Source organism: Citrobacter amalonaticus, assembly GCF_018323885.1.
Lineage (GTDB): Bacteria > Pseudomonadota > Gammaproteobacteria > Enterobacterales > Enterobacteriaceae > Citrobacter_A > Citrobacter_A amalonaticus.
In genome coordinates, this window is record NZ_AP024585.1 from 1,251,879 (window position 1) to 1,272,014 (window position 20,136).

At 52.9% G+C, this 20,136-nt stretch carries 19 protein-coding genes; 9 read left to right on the plus strand and 10 right to left on the minus strand.

What is annotated here, in order from left to right; genetic code table 11:
* Window positions 1-2 precede the first annotated feature (2 nt).
* Window positions 3-548: a 4Fe-4S dicluster domain-containing protein gene (locus KI228_RS05900; protein WP_044258969.1), complete on the plus strand. Its 546-nt coding sequence runs from the start codon at window positions 3-5 to the stop codon at window positions 546-548.
* A 10-nt stretch (window positions 549-558) separates the two neighbouring features.
* Window positions 559-1,347: a dimethyl sulfoxide reductase anchor subunit family protein gene (locus tag KI228_RS05905; protein ID WP_104010331.1), complete on the plus strand. Its 789-nt coding sequence runs from the start codon at window positions 559-561 to the stop codon at window positions 1,345-1,347.
* A gap of 75 nt (window positions 1,348-1,422) precedes the next feature.
* On the opposite strand, the gene yajL is transcribed toward KI228_RS05905, so the two are convergent.
* Entirely contained in the window at window positions 1,423-2,013 is a 591-nt protein-coding gene (gene yajL, locus KI228_RS05910; protein ID WP_043001589.1) for a protein deglycase YajL, read from the minus strand.
* Window positions 1,976-2,887 carry a 2-dehydropantoate 2-reductase gene (gene panE / locus KI228_RS05915; protein ID WP_044258965.1) on the minus strand — a complete coding sequence of 304 codons (912 nt, stop codon included), beginning with the start codon at window positions 2,885-2,887 and terminating at the stop codon, window positions 1,976-1,978. The genes yajL and panE overlap by 38 nt, the downstream gene beginning before the upstream one ends.
* A gap of 113 nt (window positions 2,888-3,000) precedes the next feature.
* On the opposite strand from panE, the gene KI228_RS05920 reads away from it, so the two are divergent.
* Window positions 3,001-3,492: a YajQ family cyclic di-GMP-binding protein gene (locus tag KI228_RS05920; protein ID WP_043001587.1), complete on the plus strand. Its 492-nt coding sequence runs from the start codon at window positions 3,001-3,003 to the stop codon at window positions 3,490-3,492.
* A 36-nt stretch (window positions 3,493-3,528) separates the two neighbouring features.
* Here KI228_RS05920 and KI228_RS05925 read toward each other — a convergent pair whose 3' ends face one another.
* The 8 genes from KI228_RS05925 to KI228_RS05960 form a co-directional block, all read right to left on the minus strand.
* Window positions 3,529-4,893 carry an MFS transporter gene (locus KI228_RS05925; protein ID WP_043001586.1) on the minus strand — a complete coding sequence of 455 codons (1,365 nt, stop codon included), beginning with the start codon at window positions 4,891-4,893 and terminating at the stop codon, window positions 3,529-3,531.
* Between the two features lie 148 nt (window positions 4,894-5,041).
* Window positions 5,042-5,932 carry a heme o synthase gene (cyoE, locus tag KI228_RS05930; RefSeq protein WP_080343218.1) on the minus strand — a complete coding sequence of 297 codons (891 nt, stop codon included), beginning with the start codon at window positions 5,930-5,932 and terminating at the stop codon, window positions 5,042-5,044.
* Between the two features lie 11 nt (window positions 5,933-5,943).
* Window positions 5,944-6,273 (minus strand): cytochrome o ubiquinol oxidase subunit IV, encoded by a 330-nt coding sequence (locus KI228_RS05935; RefSeq protein WP_043001584.1) that lies wholly within the window; start codon window positions 6,271-6,273, stop codon window positions 5,944-5,946.
* The gene (locus KI228_RS05940) at window positions 6,273-6,887 is read right to left on the minus strand and encodes a cytochrome o ubiquinol oxidase subunit III (protein WP_043001583.1); all 615 of its coding nucleotides are present in this window, start codon (window positions 6,885-6,887) and stop codon (window positions 6,273-6,275) included. Before KI228_RS05940 ends, KI228_RS05935 begins: the two co-directional genes overlap by 1 nt.
* A complete protein-coding gene (gene cyoB / locus KI228_RS05945) occupies window positions 6,877-8,868 on the minus strand; it encodes a cytochrome o ubiquinol oxidase subunit I (RefSeq protein WP_043001582.1) in 1,992 nt (663 codons plus the stop codon). The genes KI228_RS05940 and cyoB overlap by 11 nt, the downstream gene beginning before the upstream one ends.
* 11 nt (window positions 8,869-8,879) lie before the next feature.
* The gene (gene cyoA, locus KI228_RS05950; protein ID WP_043001581.1) at window positions 8,880-9,836 is read right to left on the minus strand and encodes a cytochrome o ubiquinol oxidase subunit II; all 957 of its coding nucleotides are present in this window, start codon (window positions 9,834-9,836) and stop codon (window positions 8,880-8,882) included.
* 457 nt (window positions 9,837-10,293) lie between these two features.
* Window positions 10,294-11,769 carry a muropeptide MFS transporter AmpG gene (gene ampG / locus KI228_RS05955; RefSeq protein ID WP_061070709.1) on the minus strand — a complete coding sequence of 492 codons (1,476 nt, stop codon included), beginning with the start codon at window positions 11,767-11,769 and terminating at the stop codon, window positions 10,294-10,296.
* A 47-nt stretch (window positions 11,770-11,816) separates the two neighbouring features.
* The gene (locus KI228_RS05960) at window positions 11,817-12,395 is read right to left on the minus strand and encodes a lipoprotein (RefSeq protein ID WP_043001580.1); all 579 of its coding nucleotides are present in this window, start codon (window positions 12,393-12,395) and stop codon (window positions 11,817-11,819) included.
* A gap of 307 nt (window positions 12,396-12,702) precedes the next feature.
* Between KI228_RS05960 and bolA the strand changes: the two genes are divergently transcribed.
* The 6 genes from bolA to hupB all read left to right on the plus strand — a co-directional run bounded on the left by bolA (window position 12,703) and on the right by hupB (window position 19,951).
* Window positions 12,703-13,020 carry a transcriptional regulator BolA gene (gene bolA, locus KI228_RS05965; RefSeq protein WP_042324511.1) on the plus strand — a complete coding sequence of 106 codons (318 nt, stop codon included), beginning with the start codon at window positions 12,703-12,705 and terminating at the stop codon, window positions 13,018-13,020.
* A gap of 341 nt (window positions 13,021-13,361) precedes the next feature.
* A complete protein-coding gene (gene tig / locus KI228_RS05970; protein WP_043001579.1) occupies window positions 13,362-14,660 on the plus strand; it encodes a trigger factor in 1,299 nt (432 codons plus the stop codon).
* A gap of 245 nt (window positions 14,661-14,905) precedes the next feature.
* The gene (clpP, locus tag KI228_RS05975) at window positions 14,906-15,529 is read left to right on the plus strand and encodes an ATP-dependent Clp endopeptidase proteolytic subunit ClpP (RefSeq protein WP_002891804.1); all 624 of its coding nucleotides are present in this window, start codon (window positions 14,906-14,908) and stop codon (window positions 15,527-15,529) included.
* A 127-nt stretch (window positions 15,530-15,656) separates the two neighbouring features.
* Window positions 15,657-16,931 carry an ATP-dependent protease ATP-binding subunit ClpX gene (clpX, locus tag KI228_RS05980; RefSeq protein WP_042324505.1) on the plus strand — a complete coding sequence of 425 codons (1,275 nt, stop codon included), beginning with the start codon at window positions 15,657-15,659 and terminating at the stop codon, window positions 16,929-16,931.
* Between the two features lie 184 nt (window positions 16,932-17,115).
* On the plus strand, window positions 17,116-19,470 hold the full coding sequence (gene lon / locus KI228_RS05985; protein WP_042285905.1) for an endopeptidase La: 2,355 nt from the start codon (window positions 17,116-17,118) through the stop codon (window positions 19,468-19,470).
* Between the two features lie 193 nt (window positions 19,471-19,663).
* Complete coding sequence (gene hupB / locus KI228_RS05990) at window positions 19,664-19,951, plus strand: nucleoid-associated protein HU-beta (RefSeq protein WP_152754439.1); 288 nt, start codon at window positions 19,664-19,666, stop codon at window positions 19,949-19,951.
* Window positions 19,952-20,136: the final 185 nt, after the last annotated feature.

Consider the following 20,136-nt stretch of genomic DNA (forward strand, 5'->3'; position numbering starts at 1 on the left):
GCATGAAACAGTATGGATTTCTTATTGATATGCAAAATTGCTACGGTTGTAAAACCTGTAGCATGGCCTGCAAATCAGAAAACATGACGCCGATGGGCGTTCTCTGGCGTCGGGTTCGTGAACGCCATACGGATGAACCCAATACGCAAGCCTTCATCAGTATGTCGTGCAACCACTGCGATGACCCGCAATGCATGAAAGTCTGCCCGGCAGGGACGTACAGCAAACGCGCCGACGGCATTGTCGTGCAGGATCACGATCGCTGCATTGGCTGCCGGATGTGCATCATGGCCTGTCCGTGGAGTGCGCCGGTGTACGATCCCGCAGAAGGGAAAACCAGTAAGTGCAATCTGTGTGCTGAACGTCTCGATGAAGGATTGCAGCCGCGCTGCGTAGAATCCTGTCCTGCAGGCGTATTACGTTTTGGCGAGATCGCAGAGCTGCGTAAGGAGCATACGACGCCATGGACGGTGCTGGAAAAACGCTACAACCTGCCCGATCACACGATTAGCCAGCCTAACATTGTCATTATTCCGCCGCGGGATTAAGGAGAACAACATGGAACAGTATGAATTGCCGTTGGTCTTCTTTACTGTCTTTGCTCAGTGGGGGGCTGGCGGGGTACTGGCGCTGACGCTATGCCAGGTTTTCAGCGCACAGAAATTCAGCGCAATGCAGTGTCGTACGCTGGCGCTTCGGTTCTGGATCATTACCGTGCTGGGGTCCTGTGCGTCGCTGGCGCATCTGGGCGCGCCTGAAGGTGCTTACCGATCTCTGACTGGACTGGGAAGCTCCTGGCTCAGCCGGGAAGTGGCCGCGTTTATTGTGCTCAATGGCGTGATGTTTTGCTGGCTACTGCTGTGCTGGTTCAGGCCTGCGCCGCGCGGAGTGACGCTGCTGGGCGGTGTGACGGCACTGGTGGGATTGGGCACTATTCTGGTGACGTCGCAGGTCTATTACCAGATGCCGTTACACCCGCTCTGGCACAACGCTGCGACGCCTGCCGCTTTCCTGGGAACGGCGCTGCTGACGGGGTTTATGAGTGTCGCCATTGCCAGAGCGTACTGGCACCTTTCACCTTCTACGGTCTGTAATGCGGGGATTGTGACTGGCATTGTACTGAGTGCAGGCGCACTGGGCCTTCGTTATCAGGTTCCGGGTGCCGATGCATCCAGCCCTCTGCTCTGGTGGCAGCTGTTCGCCAGCGTGTGCGTCGCGGTGTGGGGAATATCACGTCTGAACAGCGGGATGCGCAGTTGGCTATGGGTGGCACTCATCATCACGGGAGAACTGGCCGGTAGAATGCTGTTTTACAGCAATGTCATGAGTTCCGCGCCCTGGTTTTGAATGATTGGTCTCCAGGCCGGATGGCGATGCTAAAGCGTCTTATCCGGCCTGGAGACTGACGCGCGTGGCGTCATCTTACTCGTAGTAATTATAAATACCTGCCGCCATCACCAGTTGTGATGCGACTTCATGGGCTTTTTCACGCCCAACCAACAGGTCGATAATCTTTAAGCCAAAATCGATTGAGGTTCCCGGGGCCTGGCTGGTCAGTAATTTGACCCGCGGGTCCCACACCACGCGTTTATCCTGCCATTGTTCTGCGGGTATTTTATCTTTCAGCGCCGGGAAGCCCGTCATATTGCCGATGGGAAAAATGTCATGCGGAACGAGTACGGTAGCGGCTGCCGCGCAAATGGCGGCGACAATCCGTCCGGAACGGTGAAACTGTTTAACGGTTTCAACCAGCAGCGTGCTGTCGCGAAAACACTCGGCGCCCTTAATGCCGCCCGGCAGGACGATGATGTCGTAGTCGCCATCGGCCACGGCAACCAGCGGCGCATCCGCCAGCAGTTTTACGCCGCGTGAACAGACAATGGTCAGACTGCCGTCGCTGGCGACGCTCGCGGTGGTGACGTTGATTCCACCACGAACCAGCAGGTCGATAGTGGTAACCGCTTCGGTTTCTTCACTACCAGGGGCGAGGCATACCAGTGCCGATGCGCTCATACTCACTCTCCTTACGTTTTACTAACTCAAACAGGCGGCTGTTTTCCGGCACCGCAATCCCGTGTGCACGGGCGCGTTTCAACAGATAGCCGGTAATGTAGTCTATCTCGGTATGACGCATGGCCCGGATATCCTGCAGCATAGACGAGATATTTTCTGCTGTACTGTCAATAACTTGCTCGACATAATAGCGTAAATCGTCCACCGAGGTATGATGACCTTCGCGCTCAATGACCGCCGCGACTTCCTGGCAAATCAGATTGACCTCTTCAGGATGGTTGCGCAGTTCGCCATTCGGGCAGTTCCACAGCGCGGTCAGGGGATTGATCACACAGTTCACCGCCAGCTTGCGCCACATCTCAGCACGAATATTATTATGCCAGGCGACGTCAGGCAGCACGCATTGCAGCAAATCGGCGAGATAGCTGAAATCGCCATCCTGCTCGCGCGCCGGACCGATACGCGTGGTGCCGTTCGCGACGTGGATAATGACGTTGCCATCGCGACGTGCAGCGTGGGTGGTCGTTCCCATCAGCAAGGGTTGGTGGATAGCGTGCAATTCTTCAATCGTTCCCATGCCGTTATGGATCAACAGAATGGGCGTCATTTCCGACAGCGTTGACGCCAGCGCTTTGACCGCGTCGGAGACCTGCCACGCTTTGAGCGTCACCAATAGCAAATCGCTGGTGGCTAAAAACTCCGGATCGTTTGCCGTCAGGGATTCGTTAAATATCGACCCGTCCGTCTCAATCACATTCACGCTGCAATAGGGCTGCGGAACGCGCAGCCAACCTTGTACTTCATGTCCCTGTTTGCACAGCGCCGAAAGCCATAACTGTCCTAAGGCTCCGCATCCCAGTACGGTAATTTTCATTCTTCCTCCTCACCCGCAACAGCACCAGGTGTTTGCTAACATAGTATAGCGCTGTCTGTTGAGTCACTTTGCAGGTATTATGCTTCGCATCAAAAATGAAGGGAGAGGAAAAGATGCCATCTTTCGATATTGTGTCTGAAGTTGATCTTCAGGAAGCTCGTAACGGCGTAGATAACGCCATTCGGGAAGTTGAGTCACGTTTTGATTTTCGCGGCGTTGAAGCGACCATTGAGCTCAATGATGCCAATAAAACCATCAAGGTGCTGAGCGAATCCGATTTCCAGGTCAACCAGTTGCTGGATATTCTGCGTGCCAAGTTGCTTAAGCGCGGCATTGAAGGGGCATCGCTTGATGTACCGGAAGAGTTCGTACACAGCGGGAAAACCTGGTTTGTCGAAGCGAAGCTGAAGCAGGGCATCGAGAGCGCCGTGCAGAAGAAGATCGTTAAGCTGATTAAAGACAGCAAGCTGAAGGTGCAGGCGCAGATTCAGGGCGAAGAGATTCGCGTGACCGGGAAATCCCGCGATGACCTCCAGTCCGTGATGGCGCTGGTGCGCGGCGGCGATTTGGGACAGCCGTTCCAGTTTAAAAACTTCCGCGATTAATCTTTAACGGTCCGGCTTTCCGGACCGTTTTCTTTTTTACGCCTGGCTGATGGCCTGTTCAACCTCAAAGCGGTTGGTCACTTTGCTGTCGATCTTCACATAGGCGGAATGTTCCTGCTGTGCAATCAACACTTCACTGACGCCTTCTGTTGCCAGTAAACGCTGCTTCAGCACGTCATCGGCTGCAATCTCCGGTGGAATGACCACCCGCAGGCTGCTGACATACGGCGGCTCTTTCATGGTGCTGGCGACGGCAAGCCAGACAACGGCTAAAAACGCTCCGGCAAGGAAAACCGTCTGACCGTCAAACATCCCATCGACCCAACCGCCCAGTGACCCGCCCAGCGCGACGCCGAGGAACTGGCTGGTGGAATACACGCCCATCGCCGTGCCTTTATAGCCCGCCGGAGACTCTTTGCTGATGAGCGAAGGGAGGAGGGCTTCCATCAGATTGAAGGCGAGGAAGAACAATTGCACACCGATAATCAGTTCCCAGAAATGGCTGCCCGCGCCCCAGAGAACAATCTCGGCAATCACAATCAGCGCGACGCAAAACAGGAACACCCGTTTCATCCGCCGCTTCACTTCGGCGTAGATAATAAACGGGACGACCGAGCCAAACGAAATCAGCATCGTCACCAGATACACTTTCCAGTGTTCCGCTGCGGGTAGCCCGGCATCAGCCAACTGGCCGGGTAGGGCAACGAAGGTGGACATCAGCAGAATGTGCAGACACATGATGCCAAAGTTGAGTTTCAGCAGTTTCGGTTCCGCCAGCACTTTGCTGAAGCTGCCTTTCACCATTCCTGATTCGCGATTAAGCACGTGGTTGTCACTGTCTGGCACCACCCACAGCGTCAGGACGATCCCAAGCGTCGCCAGGACGGCGATCATCCAGAAGAGGGCGTTGAGACCCAGGGCGTGGGTGATGATTGGCCCAAGCACCATGGCGATCGCGAAGGTGATGCCAAAGCTTACGCCAATAAACGCCATCGCTTTCGTGCGGTTTTGCTCGCGGGTTAAATCTGACAGCAGCGCCATCACCGCGGCGGCAATCGCGCCCGAACCTTGTAACGCGCGGCCAAGAATAATGCCCCAGATGGAGTCTGACAGCGCGGCGATAATACTGCCGAGAATAAACACCGCTAACCCGCCGACAATCAGCGGTTTACGACCGATACGGTCGGAAAGCAGTCCGAAGGGGATCTGAAAAATAGCCTGCGCCAGACCATAGATGCCGATGGCGAGTCCAATCAAGGCTTCACTGGCGCCCTGTAGCGCCATACCGTATGTGGTCAGAACCGGCAGGACCATAAACATGCCAAGCATGCGCAGCGAAAATACGGTCCCTAAACCCCAGGTGGCGCGCAACTCACCCGGTGTCATTTTATAATCGTTCATTCCCACCTCTGTCTCAATTTCGCGCCTAGTGTAAAGCGCTAAGCAGGCGGGGTAAACATGAGGTTATTGAGTAAATATTACCGGAAGAGAGATTTGTGACAGAAATAGAAAAGGGTGCCGAAGCACCCTTTTAATACCGTTATCTGGCTTACCAGACGTAGGTCAGCAGATTGTGTGAATCCGGCACCATAAAGTCGACGGACATCATCACGGAGAGCGCGGTAATGGCGATGATGGAGAAACCGAACAGCTTGCGCGCCCAGACTCTGTCATCTTCCACTTTGTAACCGCGCAGCGCCATGCCTAACCACCAGACGCTCACCGCTGCCGCCACCACCAGATATTTATATCCGGCATAGCCGCCCAGAGAGAGCATCAGCGTCGCGATGGCAAATGCGATGATGTACAGCGTAATGTGGTTCTTGGCGACGGAAATGCCTTTCACCACCGGCAGAACCGGGATGTTAGCCGCCTGATAATCCTTAAAGCGGAAAATCGCGATGGCATAGGAGTGCGGCATCTGCCACAGGCTGAAAATCGCCAGCAGAATCAGCGCGCCGCTGTCGAACTCTCCGGTGACTGCGCAGTAGCCGATCACCGGCGGCGCCGCGCCGGAGAGAGAGCCGATCAGCGTCCCGTAGACCGAGTGGCGTTTCATATACAGGCTGTAAACGCCCACATAAACCACAAAGCCCATCACCCCCAGCCAGCAGGCCAGAGGGTTCGCGCCAAACCACAGCAGCATGAAGCCAGCAATACCCAGCAGGGTGGCGTACACCAGCGAGACTTTAGGAGAGATCAGGCCTCTTACCAGCACCCGATTCTTGGTCCTTTCCATCTTTCTGTCGATATCCCTGTCGATGTAGTTGTTAAATACACAACCCGACGCCACAACCAGTGACACTCCGACCAACGTATAGATGAACAGGGGATAGTCGATGCTGCCCTTGGAGGCCAGCAGGAACCCCCCGATCACCGAGATCAGGTTGCCAAAGATGATGCCTGGTTTCGTTACTTGCAGGTATTGCTTAAACATCATAACCGCCGCTCTTAGTGCATCATCATATTGTAGTTGAGGTTCCACATGATCCAGATGGAACCGACAACCAGGATGGCGATGATCAGCACGGTAAAGACAAAAGCCGTCATGTTCCAGCCTTCATCAGATTTGGTGTTCATGTGCAGGAAGCACACCAGATGCACCAGAATCTGCACCACTGCCATTGCCAGGATAGTCCCCAGAATTACGGCCGGAGAGGCAGCACCTGTCATTACCATCCAGAACGGAATGACCGTCAGGATGACTGACAGGATAAATCCTGTCATGTAGGTTTTTACGCTGCCATGGGACGCGCCGCTGTTCACGTTAGAATGACTCATTACATCGCCCCCATCAGATAAACAACAGTGAACACACAGATCCACACCACGTCCAGGAAGTGCCAGAACAGGCTCAGGCACATGATGCGGGTGCGGTTGGTGCTGGTCAGGCCGCGACGGGCGATCTGTACCATCAGCACGGCCATCCAGATAAGACCGGACGTCACGTGCAGACCGTGGGTGCCGACCAGCGCGAAGAACGCAGAGAGGAAGCCGCTGCGATCCGGGCCCATACCGTTAACAATCAGATGATGGAATTCATAGATTTCCATCCCGATGAAGCCGGCACCAAACAAGAAGGTCAACGCCAGCCAGGAAACCACCTGGCTCTTGTTGTTCTTGTGCATGGCGATCGCCGCCATGCCATAGGTAATGGAGCTGAACAACAGCAAGAAAGTTTCAACCAGAACGAACGGCAGTTCGAAAATGTCCTTACCTGTCGGGCCACCTGCGGTGCCGTTCACCAGAACGGCATAGGTAGCAAACAGAATAGAGAACAGAATGCAATCGCTCATCAGGTAGATCCAAAATCCGAAGATTTTGTTCTGGCCTGCATCGTGGTGCCCGTGTTCGTGCGCGTGGGCAGTCGCGTGCGCTAATGTATCAGTTGCCATTTTTCAGCCCTGCCTTAGTAATCTCATCGAAATGCTGGTTTTCCAGTTTTTCGATTTCCGGGACCGGCACGTAGTAGTCCACATCTTCATCAAAGCTTTTCACAATCCAGCTGATGATCATGCCTGCGAAGCTTGCAATAGCCAGCCACCAGATATGCCAGATCATGGCGAAACCAAACAGCGTAGCGAAGGCGGTAATGACGATACCGGCACCGCTATTCTTCGGCATATGAATCTCTTCATAGTGCGCAGGCTGCTTGTACGCTTCACCTTTTTCTTTCATTTCCCAGAAGGCATCACGCTCATGAACGTGCGGCACAACGGCAAAGTTATAGAACGGAGGCGGAGAAGACGTTGCCCATTCCAGCGTACGGCCACCCCATGGGTCACCGGTCAGATCACGATTCTGTTCGCGGTCGCGAATAGAAACATACATCTGAATGAACTGGCACAGGATACCCACTGCAATCAGCGCGGCGCCACAGGCAGCAACAACCAGCATCGGATGGAACTGAGGGTCAATCTGCTGGCTGAGACGACGAGTCATCCCCATAAAGCCCAGCACATACAGCGGCATGAAAGCAACGAAGAAGCCGATGATCCAGAACCAGAATGCGCGTTTACCCCAGGTTTCGTTCAGCGTGAAGCCAAACGCTTTTGGCCACCAGTAGGTCATACCCGCGAAGCAACCAAATACGACGCCGCCGATAATAACGTTATGGAAGTGCGCAATCAGGAACAGACTGTTGTGCAGTACAAAGTCCGCGCCCGGGACCGCCAGCAGTACGCCGGTCATCCCGCCGACTGAGAAGGTCACGATAAAGCCAATCGTCCACAGCATTGCTGAGTGGAATACGATACGGCCCTGATACATGGTGAACAGCCAGTTGAAGATCTTCACCCCGGTCGGGATGGCGATAATCATGGTGGTAATACCGAAGAAGGCGTTAACGTTCGCACCGGCACCCATGGTAAAGAAGTGGTGCAGCCAGACGATGAACGACAATACGGTAATACACACGGTTGCCCACACCAGCGAGGTGTAACCAAACAGACGTTTACGTGAGAAGGTCGCGGCGATTTCCGAGAACACCCCGAATACCGGCAGAATCAGAATGTACACTTCCGGATGGCCCCAGGCCCAAATCAGGTTGATGTACATCATCATGTTGCCGCCCATATCGTTGGTAAAGAAATGGGTGCCCAGATAACGATCCAGGGTAAGCAACGCGACGGTAACCGTCAGAATCGGGAAGGAGGCGATAATCAGGATGTTTGCGCATAGCGATGCCCAGGTAAAGACCGGCATCTTGAACATGGTCATGCCTGGCGCGCGCATCTTAATGATAGTCACAAAGAAGTTGATACCGGTCAGGGTTGTACCAATACCGGACAACTGGACTGCCCATATCCAATAGTCGACCCCGACGCTTGGACTGTACTCAATTCCCGAGAGCGGCGGGTACGCCAGCCAACCGGTCTGCGCGAATTCACCCACACCCAGAGACAGGTTAACCAGGATAACGCCGACAACGGTGAACCAGAAGCTCAGGTTGTTCAGGAACGGGAACGCAACGTCACGCGCACCAATCTGCAGTGGAACCACCAGGTTCATCAGACCGATAACAAATGGCATTGCCACGAAGAAGATCATGATCACGCCGTGAGCCGTGAATATCTGATCGTAGTGGTGAGGCGGCAGGAAGCCCGCTTCACCTGCAGACGCCAGCGCTTGCTGACTACGCATCATGATGGCGTCAGCAAAGCCACGAACCAACATGACGATAGCGACGATGACATACATGATGCCAAGGCGTTTGTGGTCAACCGAAGTTAGCCACTCTTTCCACAGGTAGGTCCACTTACCAAAGTAAGTAATCAGGCCAAGTAAAGCCGCACCACCGATGATAATAGCAGCGATCGTAACCATGACGATGGGTTCATGGAACGGAACTGCATCCAGTGTCAATTTTCCGAACATCGTATTCTTCCTCAGCCCCTTGAGTTGGCGGCTTCCGCGTGGCTCATGTCCATGCCTTCCATTCCTTCGTGCGAGCTGTGCTCACCTTCCGGTTGGGTCATGTCCATGCTCTGACCGTGAGCCATAAATTTGTTAATCACGTCTTTAAACAAATCGGGTTTCACGTTGGAGAAGTATTCCACCTGGTTGTATTCGCTTGGCACAGCCACTTTCTCGAACGCAGCCATGTCGCTCATGGTGTTCGGTGACTGTTTCGCTTTAGCAACCCATTGGTCGAATGCGGCGCGGTCCTCTGTTGCGATAGCCTTGAACTTCATACCGGAGAAGCCAGGTCCGCTATAGCTTGCGGAGATACCGTCATAGGTACCGGCTTCATTGGCGATCAGATGCAGGCGAGTCTGCATACCGGCCATGGCATAAATCTGGCTGCCCAGACGTGGGATGAAGAAGGAGTTCATCACGGAGTTAGAGGTCACTTTGAAGTACACCGGAGTGTTCGCCGGGAAGGCGATTTCATTCACGGTAGCAATGCCCTGTTCCGGGTAGATGAAGAACCATTTCCAGTCCATGGAAACCACTTCGATGGTAATGGGCTTCTCGTCATGCGCCAGCGGCTTGCTTGGCTCAAGAGCGTGAGTGGTTTTCCAGGTCAGCACGGCAAGGAAAATGATGATTAAGATAGGAACCGTCCAGACCACCGCTTCCACTTTATTGGAGTGTGACCAGTTCGGGCTATACTTCGCATCTTTATTGCTTGCACGGTACTTCCAGGCAAAACCTACAGCCATCAAGATTGCAGGAATAACGACGATCAACATCAGGCCAAATGCCGTCAGTATCAGCGAACGTTGCTCCAGTCCAATCTGTCCTTTGGGATCTAACAGCGCAGAATTACAGCCACTGAGTAATGCAGTGCCTGCAATTAATGACAACCATCCCAAACTTTTATTGTATTTCCTGAGTCTCATTTAACGACCTCAATTCCACGGGACCGGGTGGCGTTTAAAGTGTGTGGGCATTTTACGGGAAGGTTACATTACTGTAAACATCATTGGATCTGTGTTACCGGGTTCTGCCGCCCGTGTCACATATGTTGCAAGATATGTCGTTTCAGCATTAAGAACCTGTTGCAACATCACGTTATAACGAAAGGGGACTTCAGGGAGGCGACGCGAGGGCAATTGGTATAACCAATGCAAAAATAAAACAATTGGTTAACAAGTGATTATCAATAAAGAGACAAATAAAATACAAAAAATAAATGTGTTTCGGCTGAATCGAGTAAGGAAAATAAAACCTATAAAAGGCGTCAATAATTTCCAGATTCTATTGCGCACAAAACAACAAATATTAATTTTTTCAGTTGTTGTTTATTTAGCCGATATAATTACGCAAGGTGATTACAACGGCTAAATAAAGGGGCGCTTACACCAGCCGCGTTTTGCATAGCGCCAGATAGTCGAGCAAGCCGCCAAACACGATGCCGAAAATGGCGATAGTCACTGCGACTTCCAGCAGTCCGGCGAGGAAGGAGAAGTTAGTGAACGCCAGCGCGTTCAGCGATAGCAACAGCAGCCAGACGGCAAGCAACACGCATCCCGCCATCAAAATCCATAACGCCAGACGGTAGGCTGAACGGAATTCTGTTCGCGGCAGGAAACTTTCGCTCTGTCGCGTGTACTCCAGCGTTTGCCGACACACCAGCAGCAATATCAGGCCCGGAACGGCGGCTACGACGGAGAAAAGATAAAACGTCGACCAGCCATGCGCCTCGACAAACCAACCGGCAACCGGGCCAACATAGACGCGCCCCACGGCAGAAAGCGCTGACAGCAGGGCAAACTGGGTGGCGGAAAATGACTTATTACACAGCGTCATCAGTAGCGCGACGAACGCTGACGTCCCCATTCCCCCGCACAGGTTCTCGAAAAACACCGCCGCAGCCATGCTGAACATGTGCTTGTCGGTCACCGACAGGAGCCAGTATCCGGCGTTAGAGACGCCCTGCAGAATGCCGAAAATCAGTAAAGCGCGAAACAGCGTCAGCCGTTGCATCAACACCCCGCCGTACAGCGCGCCAATAATCGTGGCGATAAGCCCCAGCGTTTTATTGACGACGCCCACTTCTCCGGCGTCAAAGCCCACACCACGAATCAAAAAGGTGGTGGTCAGGCTCATGGCGAAGGCATCACCCAGCTTATAAAGGATGATGAGCAGCAAAATCAGCCAGGCGTTGTTACGTCCGAAGAAATCGCGTAGCGGGGCTGCGACTGCCTGCTCCAGCGTTTTTGGCACCGGAATGCTGTCGGTCGGTTCGGGGGCGAGCAGAGTGGAAATAATACAAGGGATCAGTAATGCTGCCATCAGCCAGTACATGCCTTGCCAGCCGAGCCAGCGGTCGGCCATCCACAGCGCCAGTCCACCGGACACCAGCATGCCGAGGCGATAGCCGAGCACGCTGATTGCCGCACCGGTTCCGCGCTCTTCTGCGGCTAAGACGTCCGTTTTCCAGGCGTCAAACACAATATCTTGCGACGCTGAACAAAAGGCGATCACTACCGCCAGCGCCGCCATCCATCGCAACTGGCTACCGGGCTCCAGAAAACCCATCGCAGCGATGGAGACCAGCAACAAACATTGCGTCGTCAGCAACCAGCCACGACGACGACCTAAAAAGGGCGGTGTGTAGCGGTCCATGACCGGAGACCAGAGAAATTTAAAGACGTAAGCCTGACCGACCAGCGAAAAGAAACCGATGGTTTTCAGGTCGATATTCTCGACGGTCATCCATGCCTGAAGCGTACCGGAGGTCAACGCGAGCGGCAGGCCGGAGGCAAAACCTAACATCAGCAAAATGGCTGATTTCGGTTGTTGAAAAATGCGTAAGTAGTGACTAGGCATGGGCATATAAAGCTGACCCGGCGCGGAGCCGGGTCAGGGGGCAGAAATTAACGAGCGTTCTGTTTGATGAAGTCGTGGACGCTGGTGTCCTGAGACATATCAGTAATCGTATCGGTCAGCACGCTGTTAACCGCGTTGGCGATATTCTTGTTGGTCGCCTGGAACGCGCCTTCAACGGAGTAGCTGGCGCGGTAGTTTTTGGTCATCTTGTTGCCGTTGGCCGCCGTCGCGATGATCGCGATATCGGCCTTGGTGGCGATGTTATAACGCACGTTGCCCTGAGACACATCCGCGTATAGCTGGTTAACAATGATCTGCAGGTTCACCGCACCGTTCGGGCCAACCATATAACCGCGCGAGGTCATCTGTTTTTCCAGTACTTCTTGTAACAGGAAGCGCAGATCGCGGGAGGCCGTCAGTGTCACCAACTGATTGTCGCGGGTCACTTTTGCCAGCGCCTGGTCCGGACGCTGATCGGCGCCGTTGATGCTAACGGTCACGCCCATCAGGCTAGGATCCTGTTGTGGGAGCGTGATTTTAGGCGAAACGTCAATCGTGGTTGGTGGTGTCGCACAGCCCGCCAGCATGAAAAGCGCGATTAACGGGAAGAGGATTTTTTTTAACATGTTCGTGCTCTCAGTAACTCTTAATCATATGGATAGAGAAAAATTCCCGCCATCATAACATCGCCAACGGCGAGGGGAAGTGGGTAACGCATGTAAATTCATCATGTTGTCGGAATAATGAAGTTATAGAGACCAAATTGGGCATTTATGCCATCCCCCAACGGGTTGAATCAGTAAACTTCATCGCGTTGATGGCGAAAATCAGACGAAGGCTAAATTTTTGTTGTAATGGCGCAATGGAACCGGTAAAAGCGGCTAATATTTAAAGGGATGGGTGACATCTCAGCGCCGTTTGAGGAGATATATCATGATGATACGTGAGCAAATAGAAGAAAAATTAAGGGCAGCGTTCCAACCCGTGTTCCTCGAGGTCGTGGATGAAAGCTATCGTCATAATGTCCCGGCTGGCTCAGAAAGCCACTTTAAGGTCGTTCTGGTTAGCGATCGCTTTACCGGCGAGCGTTTTTTGAATCGTCATCGGATGATCTACGGTACATTAACCGCAGAACTGTCTACGACGGTTCACGCGCTGGCTCTGCATACTTATACCATCAAAGAGTGGGAAGGGTTGCAGGATACGATCTTTGCGTCACCTCCCTGTCGTGGTGCGGGAAGCATCGCGTAAAAACGCATTTGCAACTGCTGGCGTTTTTCCAGTATGTTGCTAAAGATTATGTGAAAACGGCCTGCGGGCCGTTTTGTTTTGTCTGAATTTTGCACGAGTCAAACCCTTTTCAGGGCAAGAATAGCCGGGAATTGTGAAAAATGCCGCAGCAACGCGTAATAACCGTTCTCGACTCATAAAAGTGATGCCGCTATAATGCCGCGTCTTATTTGAATGTCTTCGGGATGATTCTGACGACAGGGAATGTGATTGATTAAGAGAACATCCCGGTTCCGCGAAGCTAATAATCTGTGCTTGCGGAGTAGAGTTGACCGAGCACTGTGATTTTTTGAGGTAACAAGATGCAAGTTTCAGTTGAAACCACTCAAGGCCTTGGCCGCCGTGTAACGATTACTATCGCTGCTGACAGCATCGAGACCGCTGTTAAAAGCGAGCTGGTCAACGTAGCGAAGAAAGTGCGTATTGACGGCTTCCGTAAAGGCAAAGTACCGATGAATGTTGTTGCTCAGCGTTATGGCGCGTCCGTTCGCCAGGACGTTCTGGGTGACCTGATGAGCCGCAACTTCGTTGATGCCATCATCAAAGAAAAAATCAATCCGGCTGGCGCACCGAACTACGTTCCGGGCGAATACAAACTGGGTGAAGATTTCACCTACGCGGTAGAATTCGAAGTCTATCCGGAAGTTGAACTGACCGGCCTGGACACAATCGAAGTTGAAAAACCGGTTGTTGAAGTCACCGATGCGGATGTTGACGTGATGCTGGATACCCTGCGCAAACAGCAGGCGACCTGGAAAGATAAAGACGGCGCCGCGGATGCAGAAGACCGCGTTACCCTCGACTTCACCGGTTCTGTAGACGGCGAAGAGTTCGAAGGCGGTAAAGCGTCTGATTTCGTACTGGCGATGGGCCAGGGTCGTATGATCCCGGGCTTTGAAGACGGTATCAAAGGTCACAAAGCGGGCGAAGAGTTCACCATCGACGTGACTTTCCCGGAAGACTACCACGCTGAAAACCTGAAAGGTAAAGCGGCGAAATTCGCCATCAACCTGAAGAAAGTGGAAGAGCGTGAGCTGCCGGAACTGACTGAAGAATTCATCAAACGTTTTGGCGTTGAAGATGGTTCCGTTGCCGGTCTGCGTACTGAAGTCCGTAAAAACATGGAACGCGAGCTGAAAGGCGCGGTGCGTAACCGTGTTAAATCTCAGGCAATCGACGGTCTGGTGAAAGCGAACGACATCGACGTTCCTGCTGCACTGATTGACAGCGAAATCGACGTTCTGCGTCGTCAGGCTGCTCAGCGTTTCGGTGGTAACGAGAAACAAGCGCTGGAACTGCCGCGTGAACTGTTCGAAGAACAGGCTAAGCGTCGCGTAGTTGTGGGTCTGCTGCTGGGCGAAGTGATTCGTACCAATGAACTGAAAGCGGATGAAGATCGCGTGAAGGGCCTGATCGAAGAGATGGCTTCTGCTTACGAAGATCCGAAAGAAGTGATCGAGTTCTACAGCAAAAATAAAGAGCTGATGGACAACATGCGTAACGTCGCTCTGGAAGAGCAGGCGGTTGAAGCGGTTCTGGCGAAAGCCAAAGTGACTGAAAAAGCCACGACCTTCAATGAGCTGATGAACCAGCAGGCGTAATTCCGCTTAAACGCGCGAATTTCGCTCAAAGGCCCGTCACCGTCAGGTGGCGGGCCTTTTTTTTGTCATGACTTTTGCATGGAAGCGTGCGAAAAAGCCCTTTTCGGTGTTAGCGTTCAGGCAAAAGATTGTTATGCTTGAATTATGGCGATGCCGTACCCATAACAGAGGGACTAGCTGATAATCCGTCCATAAGGTTACAATCGGTACAGCAGGTTTTTTCATTTTTTATCCAGGAGACGGAAATGTCATACAGCGGCGAACGAGATAACTTTGCACCCCATATGGCGCTGGTGCCGATGGTCATTGAACAGACCTCACGTGGTGAGCGCTCTTTTGATATCTACTCTCGTCTACTTAAGGAACGTGTCATTTTTCTGACCGGCCAGGTCGAAGATCATATGGCTAACCTGATTGTGGCGCAGATGCTGTTCCTGGAAGCCGAAAACCCGGAAAAAGATATCTACCTGTACATTAACTCTCCGGGCGGCGTAATTACCGCAGGCATGTCGATTTATGACACCATGCAGTTTATTAAGCCAGACGTCAGCACCATTTGTATGGGCCAGGCGGCCTCTATGGGCGCGTTCTTGCTGACGGCCGGGGCAAAAGGTAAACGTTTCTGCCTGCCGAACTCCCGCGTAATGATTCATCAGCCGTTGGGCGGTTACCAGGGCCAGGCAACGGATATTGAAATTCACGCCCGTGAAATCCTGAAAGTTAAAGGGCGCATGAACGAACTTATGGCACACCATACGGGTCAATCTCTTGAGCAGATTGAGCGTGATACTGAGCGCGATCGCTTCCTCTCTGCCGCTGAGGCAGTTGAGTATGGCTTAGTCGACTCGATTTTGACCCATCGTAATTGATGCCCGGGGCGCAACTCTGCCGCTATACTTACCAGGGGCGGCACAACGCGACAAAGCGAGTTGCGCCTGAGAATGGCATTTTGCGTCGTCGTGTGCGGCACAAAGAACAAAGAAGAGGTTTTGACTCATGACAGATAAACGCAAAGATGGCTCGGGCAAATTGTTGTACTGCTCTTTTTGCGGCAAAAGCCAGCATGAAGTGCGTAAGCTCATCGCCGGTCCATCCGTGTATATCTGCGATGAATGTGTCGATCTGTGTAACGACATCATTCGCGAAGAGATTAAGGAAGTAGCACCGCATCGTGAACGCAGTGCGCTGCCGACGCCACACGAAATTCGTAACCATCTTGACGATTACGTCATCGGTCAGGAACAGGCCAAGAAAGTGCTGGCGGTCGCGGTATACAACCACTACAAACGTCTGCGCAACGGCGACACCAGTAATGGCGTCGAGTTGGGCAAAAGTAATATTCTGCTGATCGGTCCGACCGGCTCCGGTAAAACGCTGTTGGCGGAAACGCTGGCGCGCCTGCTGGATGTTCCGTTCACGATGGCGGATGCCACCACGCTGACCGAAGCGGGTTACGTGGGTGAGGACGTTGAGAACATCATCCAGAAACTGTTGCAGAAGTGCGACTACGATGTGCAGAAAGCGCAGCGTGGTATTGTCTATATCGATGAAATTGACAAGATTTCCCGTAAGTCTGACAACCCGTCGATCACCCGTGACGTTTCCGGTGAAGGCGTACAGCAGGCGCTGCTGAAACTGATCGAAGGGACGGTTGCTGCCGTTCCGCCGCAGGGTGGACGTAAACATCCGCAGCAGGAATTCTTGCAGGTGGATACCTCTAAGATCCTGTTCATCTGTGGCGGTGCGTTTGCCGGCCTGGATAAAGTGATCGCCAACCGCGTTGAAACCGGCTCCGGCATTGGTTTTGGTGCAACGGTGAAAGCGAAATCCGACAAGGCCAGCGAAGGCGAACTGCTCTCGCAGGTTGAGCCGGAAGATTTGATCAAGTTTGGTCTGATTCCTGAGTTTATTGGTCGTCTGCCGGTTGTGGCAACGCTGAGCGAACTGAGCGAAGAAGCGCTGATCCAGATCCTGAAAGAGCCGAAAAACGCGCTGACCAAGCAGTATCAGGCGCTGTTCAATCTGGAAGGCGTTGACCTGGAGTTCCGCGACGAAGCGCTGGATGCGATTGCCCGCAAAGCCATGGCGCGTAAAACCGGTGCCCGTGGTCTGCGTTCCATCGTAGAAGCCGCGCTGCTGGATACCATGTATGATCTGCCTTCGATGGAAGACGTCGAAAAAGTGGTGATTGATGAGTCGGTGATCGGCGGTCAGAGCAAGCCATTACTGATTTACGGCAAGCCGGAAGCCCAGCAGGCATCTGGTGAATAATTAGCCAATCCATACAATCAGTTAATCAAAAAGGGGGGATTTTATCTCCCCTTTACTTTTTCCGTAATCATGGCGTTGAATGTGTGGGAAACATCCCCATATACTGACATACATGTTAAAGGTGGCATGAAGCACAGCTATGCCATCTGATTACCTGGCGGACACTAAACTAAGAGAGAGCTCTATGAATCCTGAGCGTTCTGAACGCATTGAAATCCCCGTATTGCCGTTGCGCGATGTGGTGGTTTATCCGCACATGGTCATACCCTTGTTTGTAGGGCGGGAAAAATCTATCCGTTGTCTGGAAGCGGCTATGGACCATGATAAAAAAATCATGCTGGTCGCCCAGAAGGAAGCATCAACGGATGAGCCGGGTGTAAACGATCTTTTCACCGTCGGGACCGTGGCCTCTATTTTGCAGATGCTGAAACTGCCTGACGGCACCGTCAAAGTGCTGGTCGAAGGGTTACAGCGTGCGCGTATTTCTGCGCTGTCTGATAACGGCGAGCACTTCTCTGCGAAAGCGGAATACCTTGATTCGCCTGCTATTGACGAGCGCGAACAGGAAGTGCTGGTACGCACGGCGATCAGCCAGTTCGAAGGCTACATCAAGCTGAACAAGAAAATCCCACCAGAAGTGCTGACGTCGCTCAATAGCATTGACGATCCGGCGCGTCTGGCGGACACCATCGCTGCCCATATGCCGCTGAAGCTGGCGGATAAGCAGTCCGTGCTGGAGATGTCAGACGTGAACGAGCGTCTGGAATATCTGATGGCGATGATGGAGTCTGAAATCGATCTGCTGCAGGTGGAGAAGCGCATTCGCAACCGCGTGAAAAAGCAGATGGAGAAATCTCAGCGTGAGTACTATCTGAATGAGCAGATGAAGGCGATTCAGAAAGAACTCGGCGAAATGGACGATGCGCCGGACGAAAACGAAGCGCTGAAGCGGAAGATCGACGCGGCAAAAATGCCGAAAGAGGCGAAAGAGAAAGCCGAAGCTGAACTGCAGAAGCTGAAAATGATGTCGCCGATGTCAGCGGAAGCGACTGTCGTGCGTGGTTACATCGACTGGATGGTTCAGGTGCCGTGGAATGCGCGTAGCAAGGTTAAAAAAGACCTGCGTCAGGCGCAGGAAATCCTTGATACCGACCATTATGGTCTGGAGCGTGTGAAAGACCGCATCCTTGAGTATCTCGCGGTACAAAGCCGTGTGAACAAAATCAAGGGGCCGATCCTGTGCCTGGTGGGACCGCCGGGGGTAGGTAAAACCTCTCTGGGTCAGTCCATCGCCAAAGCGACCGGGCGTAAATACATCCGTATGGCGCTGGGCGGCGTGCGTGATGAAGCGGAAATTCGTGGCCACCGTCGGACATACATCGGTTCAATGCCGGGTAAACTGATCCAGAAAATGGCGAAAGTGGGCGTGAAAAACCCGCTGTTCCTGCTCGATGAGATCGACAAAATGTCTTCCGACATGCGTGGCGATCCGGCATCTGCACTGCTTGAGGTGCTGGATCCCGAGCAGAACGTGGCCTTCAGCGATCACTACCTGGAAGTGGACTACGATCTCAGCGACGTGATGTTTGTCGCGACCTCCAACTCCATGAACATTCCAGCGCCGCTGCTGGATCGTATGGAAGTGATCCGTCTGTCCGGGTATACCGAAGACGAGAAGCTGAACATTGCCAAACAGCACCTGTTGCCGAAGCAGATTGAGCGTAACGCGCTGAAGAAAGGCGAGCTGACGGTCGACGACAGCGCCATTATCGGCATTATTCGTTACTACACTCGTGAGGCTGGCGTGCGTAGTCTGGAACGTGAAATTTCCAAACTGTGCCGGAAAGCGGTTAAGCAATTGCTGCTGGATAAGTCACTGAAACACATTGTGATCAATGGCGATAACCTGCACGACTACCTGGGTGTACAGCGCTTTGACTATGGTCGCGCGGACAATGAAAACCGCGTAGGCCAGGTGACAGGTCTGGCGTGGACGGAAGTGGGCGGCGATCTGCTGACCATCGAAACCGCCTGCGTGCCTGGCAAAGGCAAGCTGACCTACACCGGTTCGCTGGGTGAAGTGATGCAGGAGTCCATTCAGGCTGCATTGACCGTGGTGCGTGCGCGTGCGGAAAAACTGGGTATTAATCCGGACTTTTACGAAAAACGCGACATTCACGTTCACGTTCCGGAAGGGGCGACGCCGAAAGACGGTCCGAGCGCCGGTATTGCGATGTGTACCGCACTGGTTTCCTGCCTGACCGGTAACCCGGTGCGTGCCGATGTGGCGATGACCGGTGAGATCACCCTGCGTGGTCAGGTGCTGCCGATCGGTGGGTTAAAAGAAAAACTTCTGGCTGCGCACCGTGGTGGTATTAAAACGGTCTTAATTCCGGATGAAAACAAACGCGACCTGGAAGAGATTCCGGACAATGTTATTGCCGATTTGGACATCCATCCGGTGAAACGCATTGAAGAGGTTCTGACACTCGCATTGCAAAATGAACCCTCTGGAATGCAGGTTGTGACGGCAAAATAGTGACCTCGCGCAAAGAGCACTAATAAAAACAGGGCTGGCAGGCCATTTCGTACTTGCCAGCCTTTTTTTGTATAGCTAATTTAGATGACGGATTGGGCTTGCCATCATTATCGGGTGTTGTAAGGGCATGGCAGGCCTGATATAACTGCTGCGCGGTCGCACTTTGAAGGATTCTGGTGCGATATAAATTATAATGAGGAAGAGAAGAGTGAATAAATCTCAACTGATCGACAAAATTGCTGCAGGGGCTGATATCTCCAAAGCTGCGGCAGGGCGTGCGTTAGACGCAATTATTGCTTCTGTTACCGAATCTCTGAAAGAAGGGGATGACGTTGCGCTGGTAGGTTTTGGTACTTTTGCTGTTAAAGAGCGTGCTGCCCGTACTGGCCGCAACCCGCAAACAGGTAAAGAGATCGCCATTGCTGCCGCCAAAGTACCTGGTTTCCGTGCAGGTAAAGCACTGAAAGACGCAGTAAACTAAGCGTGATCCCCTTCCGGGGACAGGACTCAGTACAAGGGCGCATCAATTGATGTGCCTTTTTTGTTTTTGCAGCGATTTTCTACATGTTGTGGGCTGACAATCGCCCCTGTTTCTTGTCACAATAGGCCTTTATGCGCAGCGTTCAGGAAACGCTATGCTGCGTAACGCGTATATACACAAGGCAT